This is a genomic window from Marinobacter sp. VGCF2001 (assembly GCF_049943275.1).
Taxonomy (GTDB): domain Bacteria; phylum Pseudomonadota; class Gammaproteobacteria; order Pseudomonadales; family Oleiphilaceae; genus Marinobacter.
This window is the reverse complement of sequence record NZ_JBNFVX010000011.1, coordinates 61157-78857: the sequence shown is the minus strand read 5'-3', so window position 1 is coordinate 78857 and position 17701 is coordinate 61157. Positions and strand designations below refer to the sequence as shown.

The window sequence follows — 17701 nt, the reverse complement described above, 5'->3', positions numbered from 1 at the left end:
GCTCAGATCTCCCCCCGGGCTTGCAGGTGCGGCAGCTCGGTATGGCGAACCTGCACGTTGTGGTAGTGGTCCCGGAAATGGCGCCCCAGCTGGTCACAGACATAAACCGAGCGGTGCTGGCCCCCGGTGCAGCCAATGGAAATGGTCATGTAGCTGCGGTTGCTGTCGGCAAAGGAGGGCAGCCAGGTATTCAGAAAGCCGGTCAGGTCGTCCACCATTTGCCGGGTCAGGGGTTCGCGCTCCAGAAAATCGATGACGGGTTGGTCGACACCGGTATGCTTGCGCAGGCTGGTGTCCCAGTACGGGTTGGGCAAACAGCGCACATCGAAGACGTAGTCCGAGTCTACCGGTACACCATGCTTGAAACCAAAGGACTGGAACAGCAGGGCCAGTTCCTGGTCTTTGCGCCCTGCAACCCGCTGCTTGATCATGTCGCGCAGCTCGTACATAGACAGCCCGGTGGTGTTCACGTACAGATCGGCGAGCTTTGACAAGGGCTCCAGCAACAGCTTCTCATTGGTAATGGCCTCCCGCAATGAGGTCTTGTCGTCACTCAGCGGGTGTTTGCGGCGGGTCGCGTGAAAGCGCTGCAGCAGCGATTGCTCGTCGGCGTCCAGGAAAATGATTTCGACCTCGACACCGGTCTTTTTCAGCTGCTCATAGATGACTTCAAAGTTCGCCAGTTCACCGGACAGGTTGCGTGCATCAATGCTGACGGCCATTTTCTTGAGACGACCGGGCGCTTCCTGGGTGGTTGCTTCCCGGGTCAGCGGGAACAGCAGGCCAATGGGCAGGTTGTCGATGCAGTAGAAACCCAGGTCTTCCAGCACGTGCAGGGCGGTACTTTTGCCGGAACCGGACCGGCCACTGACGATAATCAGCTTCATGGGGCTGTATCTCCTTCAATCTGCCTGGCAGCCTCTCAATGTCGAGGCTGATCTCAGTGATGATTCTTCGTCATACGCTGGTAAAGGCTGGCGGCGTCTGTGCATTGGCGCAGTTGTGTGCAGAATTCGTTATCGTTGAACCGCTCCGCCAGCTGGCTCAGAAGTTCCAGGTGCTCGCTGGTGGCTTCTTTGGGCACGATCAGCGCAAACACCAGGTCGACAGGCTGGTTATCGATGGCATCAAAGTCGACCGGCTCCTCCAGGGTCATCAGTACTCCGATCACCCGGTCGAGGCCTTCCAGGCGGCAATGGGGGATGGCGATCCCCTCGCCAATACCGGTACTGCCCAGCCGTTCGCGCGAGACCAGATTGTTGAAGATCTGGGTGTCGCTGAGTATCTCGTCCTGGAAGTGAATCCGTTCGGCGATGAACTCCAGCACACGCTTCTTGCTTGAAGCCGAGGCCCGGCAAAGGGTCAGCTCAGGCGCAAGAATGTTATCGATGGTCAGGGATGGGTCGCTCATGGATCGACTATACGTCCGTTAAAAAAAAGGCTGCGGCCGGTTAGCCCCGCCGCAGCTCGTGTCATGAAACACCCGGTAAGGTCCGCCGTTTAGCGGGCGCCGTTACCGTGCATCCGGTCTACATTCTTTTCTTTGTGCTTGAGGATCTGGCGGTCCAGCTTGTCGACGAGGGCGTCGATAGCGGCATACATATCCTCGTTTTCTGCCTTTGCGTGAATCTCGCCACCGATGACGTGCAGCGTAGCTTCGGCCAACTGGCGTACCTTCTCGACCTCCAGGGTGACCTGGCAGTTACTGATGTGGTCGAAGTGACGCTCCAGCTTCTCGAACTTGGTGTTGACGTAATCCTTCAGAGCGGGAGTCAGTTCTACGTGATGGCCGGAAATGTTGAGTTGCATAGGCGTCTCCTGTTGTCATACTGCCGGCGCACTTGCCGGCTTGCGTACCGGTGCATCTTGCACCGGTGAAAGTTTAAACCAGTCGTTTACGTTCGTTCGAGGGAGGTATGTGCATGGCCTCCCGGTACTTGGCCACGGTGCGCCGGGCCACGTTGATTCCCTGTTCCCCTAGCATGGCCGCAATTTTGCTGTCGCTCAATGGCTTTTTCGGGGTTTCCTCGGCAATCAGTTTTTTGATCATCGCCCGGATGGCTGTAGAGGAGCATTCGCCGCCTTCCGCGGTGCTGACGTGGCTGGAGAAAAAGTACTTCAGCTCGAAGATGCCTCGCGGAGTATGCATGTATTTCTGGGTGGTCACGCGTGAGATGGTGGACTCGTGCATCTCCACCGCCTGGGCGATGTCCGAGAGAATCAGCGGCTTCATGGCTTCTTCGCCCTGGTCGAGGAATCCCTGTTGGTGTTCCACAATGCGCGTGGCAACCTTGAGCAGGGTTTCGTTCCGGCTTTGCAGGCTCTTGATAAACCATTTGGCCTCCTGCAGCTGATCGCGCAGGTAAGTATTGTCGGCACTGCTGTCAGCCCGCCGGATGAGCGAGGCATAGCTGGCATTCACCCGTATGCGCGGGGCAATCTCGGGGTTCAGTTCCACCCTCCAGCGGCCTTCATGCTTGCGAACGATGACGTCCGGAATGACATAATCCGGCTCGGCCCGGTCAACCACGTCCCCCGGGCGGGGGTTCAGGCTGGTAATCAGGGCCAGCACCTGTTTCAGTTGGTCTTCCTTCAGGCGGCTGCGGCGCAACAGTTGGGCGTAGTCGCGGTTGCCGAGGAGGTGCAGAAACTGGGTAACGACCAGGCGAGCCTGGCGCAGCCACGGGGTATCGGGCGGCAGCTGGTTCAGCTGAATCAGCAGGCATTCCTGAAGATCCCGGGCAAACACCCCCGGTGGATCGAAATGTTGCAGGCGATGCAGTACAGCCTGAACTTCATCCAGTTCCAGAGGGTCTTCTTCGGATTCGTCTGCCAGCCCGGCATGGATGTCTTCGAGGGTCGAGGTCAGATAGCCTCGTTCATCAACGGCGTCCATCAGGGCGTGGGCAATGGCCTGGTCGCGTTCGCTCAGTGGCGTCAGATTCAGTTGCCATTCCAGATGGTCCCGCAGGGTCTCGGTAGGGGAGTTCCGGGTCTCGAAATCGGAGTCGTTCTCGTCGTCGCCCTTGCTGGCCGGCGCGGGAGCAGACTGGTAGATGTCGTCCCAGGCAGTATCGACCGGCAGGTCGTCTGGAATGTTGTCCGGGATGTCGTTTTCTGACGACCAGTCCGGGCCGTTCTCGGTCTCATCCCAGTCGGTGTTTGTGTCCTGCTGGCTGTCGTCTTGCGCTGATTCGGCAGCAGAGGCTTCGCTGTGTTCGCTCTCCTCGCGTTCCTCGCTCTCGGTGTGCTCGTCGTCTTCAGGTGTTTCCAGCATGGGGTTGGATTCCAGCGCCTGCTGGATTTCCTGCTGAAGATCGAGGGTAGAGAGCTGGAGCAGGCGTATGGCCTGCTGCAGCTGGGGCGTCATGGTCAGGCTCTGGCCCAGCTTAAGCTGTAATGAGGCTTTCATAACCATGGCTCAAGATCCATCACTCGTGGGCATCCCGGTTGTTGCGTTGCCGGCGCACGTGCCGAAAAAATGTTGTGTGCTGGTTACTTGCCGTTGTCTGTGGACAGTATAAGCAAGTTTTTTGCCGAGTTTACTTGCTCCAGATCATCAAAACAATCAGCGCCCGGATAAACCCCGGTTTGTTCGCTTAAAGTCGAAACTCTTCGCCCAGATAAACCTCTTTCACCTGCTGGTTGGAGAGAATGGCTTCGGCATTTCCGGAGGCAATGATGTGGCCTCCGGAGACAATATAGGCGTTTTCGCAGATGTCGAGGGTTTCCCGAACGTTGTGGTCGGTAATCAGTACTCCGATTCCCTTGTCGCGAAGGTGGCGGATGATGTGTTTGATGTCACTGACGGAAATGGGGTCGACCCCGGCAAAGGGTTCGTCCAGCAGGATGAACGCCGGCTCCATGGCAAGTGCCCGTGCGATTTCAACCCGGCGCCGTTCGCCACCGGAGAGCGCCATACCCACGCTGTCCCGGATGTGGGTGATGTGGAACTCCTCCAGCAGTTCTTCCAGTTTGGCCTCGCGGTCGGCCCTGCTCATGCCCTTGCGGGTTTCGAGGATGGCCATGATGTTGTCGCGCACGGTGAGTTTGCGAAAGACCGAGGCTTCCTGGGGCAGGTAGCCAATGCCTTTGCGAGCCCGGCCGTGCATGGGCAGCGGTGTTATGTCCTGGGTGTCGATGGTGACACGGCCCCGGTCCGCCGGGACCAGGCCGACAATCATGTAGAAACAGGTGGTCTTACCGGCACCGTTGGGGCCGAGCAGGCCGACGATCTCACCCGAACGGATTTCCAGGGAAACATCCAGAACGACTTTCTTTTGCTTGTAGCTTTTCGCCAGATTACTGGCTCTGAGAACTGCCATCCGAACCTTTCCCGTCAGTGGATTGAGCTGAATTGCGCGGCTGGATGACCATTTCCACCCGGCCGGAACTGCCGTCCGGGGATTCGCCACCGTCTGCGGTGACCACGCGCTGCACGGTATCGTAGTGAATGACATCACCGCGGAACACATTGCCGCCCTGTTCGATGACTGCCTGGCGCTCGAAAATGACCAGGCTTTCCTCGCCAGACCAGGTGATGTTCAGAGCCTGTGCATCCGTTGTGGCTGCACCGGATTGTCCGGGCTGGCGGTAATGGGCAGGGTTGCCGGCGGCCTCTATGCGGCTGACGCCCTGTTCGTTGCGATAAAGCACCACGCGCTCGGCTTCGAGCCTTGTTTCGCCCTGAACCAGTTCCACGGCACCGGTATACACGGCGGTGCCGGCGGTATCGTCCAGGCGAGCGGAGTCTGCGCTGACTTTGATCGGCGTGTCCGAGTCCAGATTAAATGCCGATGCAGGGCCGGCCAGCAAGGCCGTGGTCAGAATGGCCAGCCGGCGCAAAGATCTTTTACCTGACGGTTTCATATTGCCCCTCTACCCGGGAGTTGAGTTCCAGAACGCGTTCGTTGATCCAGGCTTTCATGCCTGTCGAGCGGGTGACCCCGAATGGTTCGGTAATGGTCACCGGCCGGTCGGTGTAAACTGTGCCATGTTTATTGTCGAGGGTCAGTGCCTCGGTCTCCAGAATGGCTCGCCGCGCATCCTGCTGCCGCACCAGCTCGACATTGCCGGTCAGCTCCAGCTGCTCGTTTCCCTGCCGGAGATTGCCTTCGTCTGCGTTAACCAGCCACGGTTCCGGGCTGTCCTGGCTGAACAGCCGGGCTTCAGGTTCGCTAAGTCGGGCGGTACCGGTGTCCTCGAACTGTTCAATGCGCGGGCTGGTCAGAATAATCTGAAGGTTGCCCTGCTCATCCCAGGAGCGGTAGCGACCGCCTACCACAAAGCCATCCGGTTCGGCCGGGCCGCGCAGTTCGCTGGCGGCATCCCCGGTACTGACAGGTTCGTCGCTTTGCCACATCAGAAACACCGTTGCCAGGACGGTAATCGCCAGGGCCAGAGCCCGGATCCGGCGTTTGCCGCTGTCGCCTGAGAAGATGCCGCTGATCATGCCTGGCTGTCCAGATAGGGCGCCAGAGTGTCATCGAGTTGCCCCCGGGCCCATAACAACAGGTCGCAGGCTTCACGGACAGCACCTTGTCCGCCGGGTATACGCGTACAGTAATCGGCGTGCTGCCGTACCAGCCAGTAACCGTTGGGGACGGTGATGCCAAGGCCGGCAAATTGCAGGGCCGGTAAATCAGGCAGATCGTCGCCCATGTAGGCAATCTGGTGTGGTTGCAGGTTCATATCCCGGGTCAGTTCCAGAAGCGCAACTTTTTTGTCTTCCCGGCCCTGCATCAGGTGCGTAATGCCCAGGTCTGACATCCGTTTTTCAGTCAGCGGTGAGCGCCTGCCGGTAATCACCGCAACAGTCAGGCCTGCCCCCATCAGTTGCTTCAGGCCCAGGCCGTCGAGGATATTGAAGGCCTTGAGTTCATCGCCGTTTGCGCTGAAATACAGTCGGCCATCGCTCATGATGCCGTCGACATCCAGTGCGATCAGCCGGATGCCGGAGGCCCTGGCTTTCAGCGTGTCGTCCCAGTGAGCTTGCAGCGGGTGCGAAGTCCGGTTCATCAGATCACTCCAGCACGAAGCAGGTCATGCATATTGATGGCGCCCACCAGCGTGCCGTTGTCGTCGGTAACGGGCAGAGCGTTGATTTTCATTTCTTCCATGATGTTAAGGGCTTCCGCAGCCAGGTGATCGGCGCGGATGGTTTTGCCGTTACGGGTCATGACATCCTGGATGGGGGTGGTGTGAACATCCGCGGATTTGTCGAGGGTCCGGCGCAAATCACCGTCTGTGAAAATGCCGGTGAGCGTACCGGCGCCGTCGACCACGGTGGTCATCCCCAGACCCTTGCGGGTGATTTCCAGCAATGCGCCGCTCAGGGTTGTTCCCTCGGTTACGCTGGGGATCTGGTCGCCCGTATGCATAATGTCGGAAACCCGCAACAACAACCGGCGCCCCAGGCTGCCGCCGGGGTGGGAGAATGCAAAGTCCTCGGCGCTGAACCCTCTGGCCTCGAGCAGGGCGACGGCCAGGGCATCCCCCATCACCAGTGTGGCCGTGGTGCTGGAGGTAGGGGCCAGCCCCAGCGGGCAAGCCTCGATGGCAACGCTGACATCCAAATTCGCCACGGCCTCCTGGGCAAGCACCGAGTCCGGCTTGCCGGTCATGCTGATCAGCGGCGCACCCATGCGTTTGATCAACGGAAGAATGGTGACTACCTCGCTGGTGCTTCCGCTGTTGGAGATAGCAATGACGACATCCTGTGGTGTTATCATACCCATGTCGCCATGGCTGGCTTCGCCCGGATGCACGAAGAAGGCGGGTGTGCCGGTGCTGGCCAGAGTGGCTGCGATTTTGTTACCTATGTGCCCGGATTTGCCCATGCCGGTCACCACAACCCGGCCTCTGCAGGCCATGATCAGCTCGCAGGCCCGGCTGAATTCGCCGTTGATACGGTCTTCCAGTGCTTCGATGGCTTTTCGCTCAATCCGGATTGCCCTGAGGGCGGATGTGCGGAAATCATGGGTAGTGGTCGCGTTTGAATCTGTCATCTCGACTGGCCGAATGCTCGATCTGGGAGTTGAGGCGAAAGTATATCACTTCCTGTGCGCTGAGCTCTCCTGCAGCAGCGCATCTGATCATTGCGATCAGGACATTTTACGTTGCTTTAATTGAGGTCTGAAGGAGCTTGTCATACTGTAGGCGCTCCTTTAAAGGGTGGGATTATGGAGTCATCTGCATACATAACACTGGAAGACGTGGTGTTTACCCGGTCCGGGCGCCGGATCTTCGATGGGGTCAGCCTGGATATTCCCAGAGGCAAGGTGACCGCGATCATGGGCCCGAGCGGGACCGGAAAAACCACCCTGCTACGGCTGATCGGTGGTCAGCTCCGCCCGGATTCCGGGCGGGTGAATGTGGCGGGCTACGATGTACCCCGGCTTAAGCGCAAGGCGCTGTACCGGCTCCGGGAACGGATGGGAATGTTGTTCCAGAGCGGAGCGTTGTTCACCGACCTGAGTGTGTACGAAAATGTGGCGTTTCCGCTGCGCGTTCACACCGCTTTGCCTGAAGACATGGTCCGCGACATCGTTTTGATGAAGCTCGAGGCCGTGGGGCTTCGCGGCGCCAGAGAGTTGATGCCTTCCGAGCTCTCCGGCGGCATGACCCGCCGGGTGGCGCTGGCCCGAAGTATTGCACTGGACCCTGAATTGATCATGTACGACGAGCCCTTCGCTGGCCAGGACCCCATTGCCATGGGGGTTCTGGTCAAGCTGATTCGCGATCTCAACAGCTCCATGGGGCTGACCAGTGTGCTGGTATCACACGATGTGCCCGAATCGCTCAGCATCTGCCATTACGCCTGCATTATTGCCGATGGCAAAGTGATCGGCGCCGGGACGCCGGAACAGTTGCGGGCGCACCCGTCTGAGCGTGTTCAGCAGTTTCTCAAAGGCACGCCGGACGGCCCGGTGCCATTCCATTATCCCGGTGGGGATGCAGCGGCCGATTTTGGTCTGGCGGGGATGCAGTCATGATCAACCGTCTTGCTGAACTCGGGCGGCTTGGTCTGGGTATTCTTGCGTCGTTCGGCCGTTCCGGGCAGTTTCTTTTCGGCGTTCTGGCCGGCGTGCCCAGGCCTGCCACCGGTTTTCCATTGCTGGTAAAGCAGCTGTACTCGGTGGGCGTGCTGTCGCTGGCCATTGTTATCGTCTCAGGGTTGTTTATTGGCATGGTTCTCGGTCTTCAGGGGTACACTATCCTGAGTGATTACGGGTCTGAATCCGCCATTGGCCAGATGATTGCCCTGACTCTGGTTCGCGAGTTGGGGCCGGTGGTCACAGCCTTGCTGTTTGCGGGGCGTGCCGGCTCGGCGCTGACCGCCGAAATTGGGTTGATGAAAGCCACCGAGCAGCTCTCCAGTATGGAAATGATGGGGGTGGACCCATTGCGCCGGGTTGTTGCGCCAAGACTCTGGGCCGGCTTTCTTGCCATGCCCGTGCTGGCCATGATTTTCTCGGTGGTGGGCATCTGGGGCGGTATGCTGGTTGGCGTCGAGTGGCTGGGCGTGTTCGAGGGCTCCTTCTGGGGCAATATGCAGTCGTCGGTAGACTTCGTGGATGATGTGCTGAATGGCTTTATTAAAAGCGTGGTGTTCGGGTTTGTCTGTGCCTGGATTGCGGTTTATCAGGGCTACGACTGTGTGCCCACCTCTGCGGGCATCAGCTCTGCTACCACCAAGACGGTTGTCTATTCATCGCTGGCGGTGCTCGGGCTGGATTTCGTACTGACTGCCGTCATGTTCGGCGATTTTTAACAGGATTCAGGAGCCTTTCATGGCACAGAGAAACGTAGAAATCATTGTCGGGCTTTTTATGGTCGCCGGCGTGGCCGCACTCATGTTTCTGGCGTTGCAGGTCAGCGGATTGTCGCCAAAATCGGCAGAGCAAACGTATACACTGCACGCCAACTTCAATGACACCGGAGGGTTGACACCCCGCGGCAAGGTGTCGATGGCGGGGGTGACGGTGGGCAGCATTGAGTCGATCACCCTTGACCGGAATACCTTTCAGGCCCGGGTTACCATGTCCATCAACAGTGAGGTGGACAATATACCGGCTGACAGTGCGGCAGTCATACGTACATCCGGCTTGCTGGGCGAGCAGTACATTGATATATCGATCGGCGGAGATCTGGAATCGCTGAAGGCAGGAGACACCTTCTACTCCACGCAATCTGCCATGAATCTGGAACGTCTGATCAGTAACTTTGCTTCCGGCCGCTGAGCCAGAACTTGCACAGGAGAAAGGAATGAGCGCCCTGACACAACGTTTGACGCTAACGATTGCTCTATTGGCCCTGATGGTGGGGCAGGCCTGGGCGGGGCCGGAAGAGGATCTGCAGCAGTATGTCGACGACAACACCCAGAAGCTGGTTCAGAAGCTGAATGCCGAGAAGGGTCTTTATGAGCAGGATCCCGAGGCGTTTTACACCAGTATGGACCAGACCCTTGAGGCGTTTGTTGATTTTCGCCGGATTGCAGCCAGGGTGATGGGGCGCTACGCGCGGCAAACCACGCCAGAACAGCGGGATGCGTTTGTAGAAAAGTTCAAGCGGAGCTTGTTCGACAGCTATGCCCAGGCGCTGGTGACGTCCGAAGATTTCGAGATAACCGTCAAAGAAGCGACCATCCTGCCCCAAAACGATGATCGGGCGAGTGTGGACATGGAGTTGATCAGTGCGTCAGGCAACCGGTATCCGGTGACGTATTCCATGTACCGCAACAGCGAGGGCCGCTGGATGATGGAAAACGTCATCGTGGAAGGCGTGAACATCGGGCTTGCATTCCGGGATCGTTTTGCCCAGGAAATGGAAGAGAATCGGGGGCAGGTGCAAGCGGTCATTGATGGCTGGGGTGACGCGGTGGACTCGCTGAACCTGGACGAACAGGTGGACCGCTCGTGACCAGCGGTGCACCGATGCTGGTCCGTGAGGGCGCTGTGCTGAAAGTCAGCGGCGATGTGGATGCCGGCACAGTCCTGGGCTTGCGCAAACAAGGTGAGCAGGCAATCCGTCAAGCCGAGGGTGCACTGGACATTGATCTCTCCGGCCTCGGAACGGCCCACACGGTTGTGCTCTCAATGCTGTTGTGCTGGCAGAGGCTGGCACAGAGCCGCCACTGCCAACTGTCTTTTACCGGCGCCAGTGAGCGGCTGAGATCGCTCGCTGCCCTCAGTAATCTTCAGGATCAGATTCCCGGATTTTCCGCGCACGGCTGACCGGCGCCCGGGAATTGGTTACAATTCCGCCCCTGATTTCAACTTAGTCGAGGAATCCCTATGGACGCCGCCCAGGTTACCGAACTTGTCAAAGAAGCCATGCCCGGATGTGAGGTTCAGGTACAGGTTGATGGCAATCACTACCTTGTCGTCGTGGTGGGTGACCAATTCGAAGGCCTGCCCACCATCAAACGGCAGCAGATGATCAACAAAGTGTTGTTCCAGCACGTAATGGACGGCACTATTCACGCCCTTCACCCGAAAGCCTATACCCCGAGCGAGTGGGCCGAGCGACAGGCCGGGGCCTGAACCAAACAGGACAATGACCGTGGACAAACTTTTAATCAGGGGCCGAAAGCCCCTGGATGGCGAAATTCGCATTTCCGGCGCCAAGAACGCAGCCTTGCCTATTCTGGCTGCGACATTGCTGGCGGATGAGCCTGTGACCGTCGGCAACCTTCCGCACCTGAACGACATCACCACCATGATCGAGCTGCTCGGTCGCATGGGAGTAGAGTTGCTCATCGATGAAAAGATGAGCGTGGAAGTGCACGCCAACACCATCAAACATTTTCACGCGCCTTACGAGCTGGTGAAAACCATGCGGGCATCCATTCTGGTGCTCGGGCCTATGGTGGCTCACTTCGGCGAGGCGGAAGTCTCCCTGCCGGGTGGGTGTGCCATTGGTACCCGCCCGGTCAACTTGCATATCCATGGCCTGGAAATGATGGGCGCGGATATCAAGGTGGAGAATGGTTATATCAAAGCCAAGACCAATGGCCGCCTGAAAGGTGCCCATATCTTTCTGGATACGGTCACCGTAACCGGTACCGAAAACCTGATGATGGCAGCGGCCCTGGCCGAGGGCAAAACCATTCTGGAAAACGCCGCCCGTGAACCGGAAGTGGTGGATCTCGCCGAATGCCTGATTGCCATGGGTGCGGACATCAAGGGCCATGGCACTGCCACCATTGAAATCAACGGTGTCGAGCGTCTGCACGGTTGCCACTATGATGTGCTGCCGGACCGAATTGAAACCGGCACCTATCTTGTGGCTGCGGCGGCAACGGGTGGCCGGGTAAAAGTAAAGGACACCCGGGACGATATTCTGGAAGCGGTCCTGCTCAAGCTGGAAGAGGCGGGTGCGCACATTACCACGGGCCCGGGCTGGATCGAGCTGGACATGAAAGGCCAGCGGCCGAAGGCCGTGAGCCTGCGCACAGCACCCTATCCTGCCTTTCCGACCGATATGCAGGCACAGTTTGCGGCCATGAATGCGGTCGCCGAGGGCTCCGGGACCATCGTCGAGACGGTGTTCGAGAACCGCTTCATGCACCTGCAGGAACTGATCCGGATGGGCGCGGACATTACCCTTGAGGGGAACGCCGCGATTATCAAAGGGGTGGATCACCTGACCGGAGCACCGGTGATGGCCACCGACCTGCGCGCCTCTGCGAGCCTGGTGATTGCCGGCCTGGTGGCGGATGGCGACACCATTGTCGACCGCATCTATCACATTGATCGTGGTTACGAGTGCATTGAAGAGAAATTGCAGCTGTTGGGCGCCAGCATCCGCCGCCTGCCAGCCTGAATCGGATCAACGGGAACCCGGAAGGATACATGACAGAATCCATCACCATCGCCCTGTCGAAGGGGCGCATCCTGGAAGAAACACTGCCGCTGTTGGCGGAAGCCGGCATTGAGCTTGTCGACGATGTAAAAAAGTCCCGCAAGCTGGTGTTCCCGACCACCAACCCGGACGTACGGATTCTGATCATCCGGGCGACCGATGTGCCCACGTATGTTCAGTACGGTGGCGCGGATCTTGGGGTCACCGGCAAGGACGTTCTGATGGAGCATGGCGGGGAAGGGCTGTACGAACCGCTGGACCTGAACATTTCCCGCTGCAAGCTGATGACCGCCGGCAAGGAAGGTGAACAGCTGCCTCCCGGGCGTATCCGGGTAGCCACCAAGTTCGTCAACCTGGCAAGGCGTTACTACGCGGCCCAGGGGCGCCAGGCCGATATCATCAAGCTCTACGGAGCCATGGAGCTGGCGCCGATTCTGGATCTGGCGGATGAGATTGTTGATATCGTCGACACCGGCAATACCCTCAGGGCCAACGGCCTGGAACCGAGAGACCTGATTGATCACATCAGCAGCCGGCTGGTGGTTAACCGGGCCTCCATGAAGATGAAACACGGCCAGATAAACCCCATAATCGAGAAGATGTCCGCGGCGGTTGATCGCCGTCGCGATTCGTAGTGTTAGTCCAAAACAGGATCTAGAAAATGACCGACAGAATCACCAGACTGAGCACCACCCAGAGCGACTTCGACAGTGCGCTTTCCCGGCTTCTGGCCTGGGACGACAGTGTGGACCATCAGGTGAACGAGTCGGTTCGGCATATCCTGCATGAGGTAAAAACCCGGGGTGATGCCGCGGTGCTGGAGTTTACCGGGCAGTTCGACCGGTTGTCCGTGGGCTCCATGGCCGATCTGGAGATGAGCCAGGCCCGCCTGCAGGAAGCCCTGGACCGTATTCCCCAGGACCAGAAAGCCGCGCTGGAGAAAGCCGCCGAGCGGGTTCGCGATTACCACGAACGTCAGAATCAGCCATCCTGGCAGTATCAGGATGACGACGGCACCGTCCTGGGCCAGAAGGTCACGCCATTGGACCGGGCGGGTTTGTATGTGCCGGGTGGCAAGGCCGCATATCCCTCGTCGGTACTGATGAACGCCATTCCCGCCAAAGTCGCCGGCGTGTCCGAAGTCATCATGGTAGTGCCAACGCCCGATGGCGTGGTGAACGATATGGTGCTGGCGGCCGCAGCGATTGCAGGAGTGGATCGGGTCTTTACCATTGGTGGCGCGCAGGCCGTTGCGGCCCTGGCGTATGGCACCGAGAGTGTGCCGGCGGTCGATAAAATCGTCGGTCCCGGCAATATCTTTGTCGCCACGGCCAAACGCGAGGTCTTCGGCGTTGTCGGCATCGACATGATTGCCGGCCCATCCGAGATCCTGGTGATTTGCGATGGCAAAACCGACCCCGACTGGATTGCCATGGATCTGTTTTCCCAGGCCGAGCACGACGAGCAGGCCCAGAGCATTCTGGTCAGCCCGGATGCAGCCTTTCTGGATGCTGTTGAAGCCAGCATCCACAAGCTGCTGCCGACCATGGAGCGGGAGGACATCATCCGCACCTCTATGCTGGGGCGGGGTGCCCTGATCCAGGTGGCGGACATGAAAGAAGCCGCCGAGGTAAGCAACCGGATTGCACCAGAGCATCTGGAGCTTTCGGTAGAAGACCCCCAGGCCATGCTGGACGACATTCGTCACGCAGGGGCTATCTTTATGGGCAGGCACACCGCCGAGGCTCTGGGCGATTATTGCGCGGGGCCCAATCACGTGTTGCCAACCAGCGGCACGGCCCGGTTCAGTTCACCACTGGGCGTCTACGATTTCCAGAAGCGTTCTTCACTGATCGGTTTTACCGCCCAGGGCGCGGACCGTATGGGTCGGGTGGCCTCGGTACTGGCCCGTGGCGAAGGCCTGACCGCACACGCACGTTCAGCGGAGTACCGGATCAATGAGTAAGTACTGGAGCGATTTGGTCAGTGAGCTGAAACCCTACGTGCCGGGCGAGCAGCCGAAAATGCCCAACCTGGTCAAACTGAATACCAACGAAAACCCCTTTGGGCCGTCCCCCAAGGCGATTGCTGCTATCAAGGCCGAACTGAACGACGGGCTCCGGCTGTATCCGGACCCGGAGGGCGTGGCCTTGAAAGAAGCCATTGCCGAGTATCACGTGGATTTCGGGATCAGCCCCAACCAGGTGTTTGTCGGCAATGGTTCAGACGAAGTGCTGGCCCATATATTTCAGGGGCTACTGAAACACGACAAACCGATCCTGTTCCCGGACATCAGCTATAGCTTCTACCCGGTGTATTGTGGCTTGTTCCAGATCGAAAGTGCTGTCATTCCACTGACCGACAGCTTCGAGATCGATCCGAATGACTACAAGCGTGACAACGGCGGCATTATTTTCCCGAACCCGAATGCGCCGACGGGACGCTATCTCGGGCTTGGGCACATCGAGGATATTCTTCAGTCCAACCCGGACAGCGTGGTGGTTATCGATGAAGCCTACGTTGATTTTGGCGGCGACACAGCTATACGTCTGGTAAACGACTATCCCAACCTGCTGGTATCGCAGACCTTGTCCAAGGCCCGTTCGCTGGCAGGCCTTCGCGTGGGGTTTGCGGTTGGTAACCCGGAGTTGATTGAAGCGTTGAACCGTGTCAAAGACAGCTTCAACTCGTACCCGCTGGACCGCCTGGCTCTGGCCGGCGCCGTTGCCGCGTTCGAAGACAAGCAATGGTTCGAAGACTCCTGCAATGGCGTAATTCGCGAGCGGGAGCGGGTGACCAAAGAGCTGGAAGCTCTTGGCTTCGAAGTGCTGCCCTCCAAGGCAAACTTCGTGTTTACCCGCCATCCCGACCATGAAGGTGCGGATGTTGCGGCGAAACTGCGGGAGCAGGGCATTATTGTCCGTCACTTCAACAAGCCGAGAATCAGCGATTTCCTGCGCATCACCATTGGCACCAGTGATCAGAACAATGCGTTGATCAAAGGCCTGGCAGCGCTGTAGGTCAAGGTTTCAGGGGAACGAGGAATCGGCGCGCAACAGCATTGATTGCGAGGTGCAGGACAGCCCTTCCAAAAATTTCGGAGGCCATGGATGGCCGGAGAGAAGCGCACATGGATGTGCTTGTAGCGGTTTTTGGAAGGGCTGTCCTGCACCTTGCACCCCACCCACGCTTCCTGCGCTGTTCCGATCTAAAACACTTCGCAGATGGGGCGTTGAAAATAGTATGGCCAATCGAAATGACATTCTTGCCAAAATCAATGAATGGCTTCAGCCGGATACCTTCCAGGATTACTGCCCGAACGGTCTTCAGGTTGAGGGCAAAGAGCGTGTTGAAACCATTGTCAGCGGTGTCACCGCCAGCCAGGCGCTGATCGACGCCGCGATTGAACACAACGCTGACATGATCCTGGTTCACCACGGCTACTTCTGGAAAGGTGAGGATCAGGCTATCCGTGGCATGAAGAAGCACCGGATCAAGAAACTGTTGAGCCACGATATCAACCTTCTGGCTTACCACCTGCCGCTGGATGATCACCCGGATTACGGCAACAATCGCCAACTGGCGGACGTCATTGGCATCCAGAATCCGAGACCACTGGGTGGTTTGGTCTGGCAGGGTGAGTTGCCGGAGCCCTTGTCCGTGGAAAAGTTTGAGCTGCAGATGGCTCGGGCCCTTCACAGGACGCCTCTGCACGTGGGTGAGGGGCCAGAAAAAATCAAAACCGTCGCTTGGTGTACCGGGGGCGCCCAGGGGTTTATTAATGTGGCTCTGGATGCCGGTGTTGATGCGTATATCAGCGGAGAGATTTCAGAGCCGACCACGCACACGGCCCGTGAATGCGGTATTCATTACTTTGCCGCCGGCCACCATGCCACCGAGCGCTACGGTGTCCAGGCCCTGGGTGCGGCGCTTGCGCAGGAATTTGGTGTATCGCACCAGTTCATCGACTGTGATAACCCGGTGTAAATGGGGCTGATGAACACCGCGCCCGGCTGGGCGCAGTCAGACGGTGGGCGGGATTACGCCGGGCTTTTCTCGCCCTTGTCCAGGCCATAGTCCTCAGCCAGCGTGCCCTTTGCCTCGGGGTCGGCCTTCGGAGCATAGTCTCGCGGGGGCTCGGACGGTTCGCCATCGCTGCCGTGCTCAAGGCGCTGTTTGGTTTCCTGGTCCAGCTCTTCCATCCAGTCTTCATCGTTGCACAGGCGGTTGGCGCCCCGTGCCATGTGCTGGTTTACATCCCGGTAGGCATCGTTGAACCGGCGCAGCAGGTGTGCCGATTCCATAAAGTGTTCATTAACCTGTGCCTGATAACGCGTAAACTCGCTGCGCAACTCTTCTATCTGCTGCTCCGCCCGGCGTTGTCTTAACGTTGCGCCCTGGCCGGAACGGCCAACCAGAATCCCGATGACGATGCCAACTACCAACGCGGCAACTGCCGCCAGAATCAGGTTTGTCATTTGAAAATCGTCCTTATATTACCTGGAAGTGAGCCAATCCCCGTTACCGGAGTATAACGCCCTAAACCGATTGAGCCCATGCCGAAACACTGAGCCAATCGTCTTATTGCCTCTGCAGCCCCATGGCGTGGCCAAAAAACGCGAAATAAGCGACAATACCGCGCCGATTTTTCACTTGATTCACATATTCAGGAAGTCTGATGACAGCAGCCACGCCCTCCGAAACTGGTGCGAACCTGACCCCTTGGGAGCGATATCAAAAGGATCTGGAGCGCCCGGATTTTCACAAGGACCCTGCTCAGGTTGATGCTGTACAGCGCCTGCAGGCACTGTACGACAAACTGGTGGCCGCGGAAAGCGAGCGAGCCAGGGGCCTGGCGAAACTCCGGCGAAAGCTCAAAAAAGGGCGGGAAGAACCGGTTAAAGGGCTATATTTCTGGGGCGGCGTTGGTCGGGGTAAAACCTACCTGATGGACACGTTTTACGAGTCGCTTCCGTTCGAACGCAAGATGCGGGTCCATTTTCATCGCTTCATGCAGCGAGTTCACAAGGAACTGAGAGCACTCAAGGGAGAAAAGAATCCCCTGGAGATGGTGGCGAAAAAGTTCGCCGACGAGGCGCGGGTCATCTGTTTCGACGAATTTTTTGTCTCCGATATCGGCGATGCCATGATACTCGCCACGCTGATGGACGGTTTGTTTGGCCGGGGCGTTACCCTGGTCTGCACATCCAACATTGTTCCTGACGGTCTGTACAAAGATGGTCTTCAGCGGGCGCGCTTCCTGCCGGCCATTGAATTGGTGAAGAAATACACCGATGTGGTGAACGTTGATGGTGGTGTCGATTACCGCCTTCGCACGCTGGAGCAAGCCGAGCTGTATCACTGCCCGCTGGATGAACAGGCCGATATCAGTTTGCGCAACAGCTTCGAGGCGCTGGCAGTCGAGGCCGCCAAACACAGCAAAAGTATGGAAATTAACGGCAGGAAGATTCCGGCCCAGGCCCACGCTGATGATGTGGTCTGGTTCGACTTCAAAGACGTGTGCGACGGGCCGCGTAGCCAGAACGACTACATCGAAATTGCCCGGCAGTTTCACGCCATTATTGTCAGTAACGTACCGGTGCTGGGCGGAGATAAAGACGATCAGTCCCGGCGCTTTGTCAACATGATTGATGAATTCTACGACCGCAACGTCAAGGTCATTATTTCCGCAGCCGCCCCGATCACCGAGCTGTATTCGGGTGGTCGCCTGAGTTTTGAATTCGAGCGCACAGAGTCCCGGTTGCTGGAAATGCAATCCAGGGAGTACCTCGAAGCGCCTCATAAACCATAACCAGATAAACCATAACCAGAATCA

22 protein-coding genes are annotated in these 17701 nt (G+C 58.2%); 12 read left to right on the top strand and 10 right to left on the bottom strand.

The window, feature by feature from the left end; genetic code table 11:
* Positions 1-2: 2 nt before the first annotated feature.
* The 9 genes from rapZ to ACP2AU_RS11710 all read right to left on the bottom strand — a co-directional run bounded on the left by rapZ (position 3) and on the right by ACP2AU_RS11710 (position 7007).
* Complete coding sequence (gene rapZ / locus ACP2AU_RS11750; RefSeq protein ID WP_426376388.1) at positions 3-887, bottom strand: RNase adapter RapZ; 885 nt, start codon at positions 885-887, stop codon at positions 3-5.
* Between the two features lie 53 nt (positions 888-940).
* A complete protein-coding gene (gene ptsN / locus ACP2AU_RS11745) occupies positions 941-1411 on the bottom strand; it encodes a PTS IIA-like nitrogen regulatory protein PtsN (protein ID WP_426376387.1) in 471 nt (156 codons plus the stop codon).
* Positions 1412-1500: 89 nt separating this feature from the next.
* Positions 1501-1809, bottom strand: a complete 309-nt coding sequence (hpf, locus tag ACP2AU_RS11740) for a ribosome hibernation promoting factor (protein ID WP_426376386.1) — start codon at positions 1807-1809, stop codon at positions 1501-1503.
* A 73-nt stretch (positions 1810-1882) separates the two neighbouring features.
* On the bottom strand, positions 1883-3412 hold the full coding sequence (locus tag ACP2AU_RS11735) for an RNA polymerase factor sigma-54 (protein WP_426376385.1): 1530 nt from the start codon (positions 3410-3412) through the stop codon (positions 1883-1885).
* A 187-nt stretch (positions 3413-3599) separates the two neighbouring features.
* A complete protein-coding gene (gene lptB / locus ACP2AU_RS11730; RefSeq protein WP_426376384.1) occupies positions 3600-4325 on the bottom strand; it encodes an LPS export ABC transporter ATP-binding protein in 726 nt (241 codons plus the stop codon).
* Positions 4303-4869 (bottom strand): lipopolysaccharide transport periplasmic protein LptA, encoded by a 567-nt coding sequence (gene lptA, locus ACP2AU_RS11725; RefSeq protein ID WP_426376383.1) that lies wholly within the window; start codon positions 4867-4869, stop codon positions 4303-4305. The genes lptB and lptA overlap by 23 nt, the downstream gene beginning before the upstream one ends.
* Complete coding sequence (lptC, locus tag ACP2AU_RS11720) at positions 4853-5452, bottom strand: LPS export ABC transporter periplasmic protein LptC (RefSeq protein WP_426376382.1); 600 nt, start codon at positions 5450-5452, stop codon at positions 4853-4855. The genes lptA and lptC overlap by 17 nt, the downstream gene beginning before the upstream one ends.
* The gene (locus ACP2AU_RS11715) at positions 5449-6018 is read right to left on the bottom strand and encodes a KdsC family phosphatase (RefSeq protein ID WP_426376381.1); all 570 of its coding nucleotides are present in this window, start codon (positions 6016-6018) and stop codon (positions 5449-5451) included. Before ACP2AU_RS11715 ends, lptC begins: the two co-directional genes overlap by 4 nt.
* Positions 6018-7007: a KpsF/GutQ family sugar-phosphate isomerase gene (locus ACP2AU_RS11710; protein WP_426376380.1), complete on the bottom strand. Its 990-nt coding sequence runs from the start codon at positions 7005-7007 to the stop codon at positions 6018-6020. The genes ACP2AU_RS11715 and ACP2AU_RS11710 overlap by 1 nt, the downstream gene beginning before the upstream one ends.
* Before the next feature lie 174 nt (positions 7008-7181).
* Here ACP2AU_RS11710 and ACP2AU_RS11705 point away from each other — a divergent pair, with 174 nt between their 5' ends.
* The 11 genes from ACP2AU_RS11705 (at position 7182) to ACP2AU_RS11655 (ending at position 15852) form a co-directional block, all read left to right on the top strand.
* Positions 7182-7994, top strand: a complete 813-nt coding sequence (locus ACP2AU_RS11705; RefSeq protein WP_426376379.1) for an ATP-binding cassette domain-containing protein — start codon at positions 7182-7184, stop codon at positions 7992-7994.
* Positions 7991-8773 carry a lipid asymmetry maintenance ABC transporter permease subunit MlaE gene (gene mlaE / locus ACP2AU_RS11700; protein WP_426376378.1) on the top strand — a complete coding sequence of 261 codons (783 nt, stop codon included), beginning with the start codon at positions 7991-7993 and terminating at the stop codon, positions 8771-8773. The genes ACP2AU_RS11705 and mlaE overlap by 4 nt, the downstream gene beginning before the upstream one ends.
* A gap of 19 nt (positions 8774-8792) precedes the next feature.
* The gene (mlaD, locus tag ACP2AU_RS11695; protein ID WP_426376377.1) at positions 8793-9242 is read left to right on the top strand and encodes an outer membrane lipid asymmetry maintenance protein MlaD; all 450 of its coding nucleotides are present in this window, start codon (positions 8793-8795) and stop codon (positions 9240-9242) included.
* Positions 9243-9267: 25 nt separating this feature from the next.
* Entirely contained in the window at positions 9268-9921 is a 654-nt protein-coding gene (locus ACP2AU_RS11690) for an MlaC/ttg2D family ABC transporter substrate-binding protein (RefSeq protein ID WP_426376376.1), read from the top strand.
* Positions 9918-10235 (top strand): STAS domain-containing protein, encoded by a 318-nt coding sequence (locus tag ACP2AU_RS11685; RefSeq protein ID WP_426376375.1) that lies wholly within the window; start codon positions 9918-9920, stop codon positions 10233-10235. Before ACP2AU_RS11690 ends, ACP2AU_RS11685 begins: the two co-directional genes overlap by 4 nt.
* Before the next feature lie 60 nt (positions 10236-10295).
* Positions 10296-10544 (top strand): BolA family protein, encoded by a 249-nt coding sequence (locus ACP2AU_RS11680; RefSeq protein ID WP_426376374.1) that lies wholly within the window; start codon positions 10296-10298, stop codon positions 10542-10544.
* Positions 10545-10563: 19 nt separating this feature from the next.
* Complete coding sequence (gene murA, locus ACP2AU_RS11675; RefSeq protein ID WP_426376373.1) at positions 10564-11826, top strand: UDP-N-acetylglucosamine 1-carboxyvinyltransferase; 1263 nt, start codon at positions 10564-10566, stop codon at positions 11824-11826.
* A gap of 29 nt (positions 11827-11855) precedes the next feature.
* Entirely contained in the window at positions 11856-12500 is a 645-nt protein-coding gene (hisG, locus tag ACP2AU_RS11670) for an ATP phosphoribosyltransferase (protein ID WP_426376372.1), read from the top strand.
* Positions 12501-12526: 26 nt separating this feature from the next.
* The gene (gene hisD, locus ACP2AU_RS11665; protein ID WP_426376371.1) at positions 12527-13831 is read left to right on the top strand and encodes a histidinol dehydrogenase; all 1305 of its coding nucleotides are present in this window, start codon (positions 12527-12529) and stop codon (positions 13829-13831) included.
* Positions 13824-14885, top strand: a complete 1062-nt coding sequence (gene hisC / locus ACP2AU_RS11660) for a histidinol-phosphate transaminase (RefSeq protein WP_426376370.1) — start codon at positions 13824-13826, stop codon at positions 14883-14885. The genes hisD and hisC overlap by 8 nt, the downstream gene beginning before the upstream one ends.
* A gap of 223 nt (positions 14886-15108) precedes the next feature.
* Positions 15109-15852, top strand: coding sequence for a Nif3-like dinuclear metal center hexameric protein (locus ACP2AU_RS11655; RefSeq protein WP_426376369.1), 744 nt, complete (start codon positions 15109-15111; stop codon positions 15850-15852).
* 53 nt (positions 15853-15905) lie between these two features.
* Here ACP2AU_RS11655 and ACP2AU_RS11650 read toward each other — a convergent pair whose 3' ends face one another.
* The gene (locus ACP2AU_RS11650) at positions 15906-16343 is read right to left on the bottom strand and encodes a YhcB family protein (RefSeq protein ID WP_426376368.1); all 438 of its coding nucleotides are present in this window, start codon (positions 16341-16343) and stop codon (positions 15906-15908) included.
* Between the two features lie 236 nt (positions 16344-16579).
* On the opposite strand from ACP2AU_RS11650, the gene zapE reads away from it, so the two are divergent.
* Positions 16580-17677, top strand: a complete 1098-nt coding sequence (zapE, locus tag ACP2AU_RS11645; RefSeq protein ID WP_426376427.1) for a cell division protein ZapE — start codon at positions 16580-16582, stop codon at positions 17675-17677.
* The last annotated feature ends 24 nt before the right edge of the window (positions 17678-17701 follow it).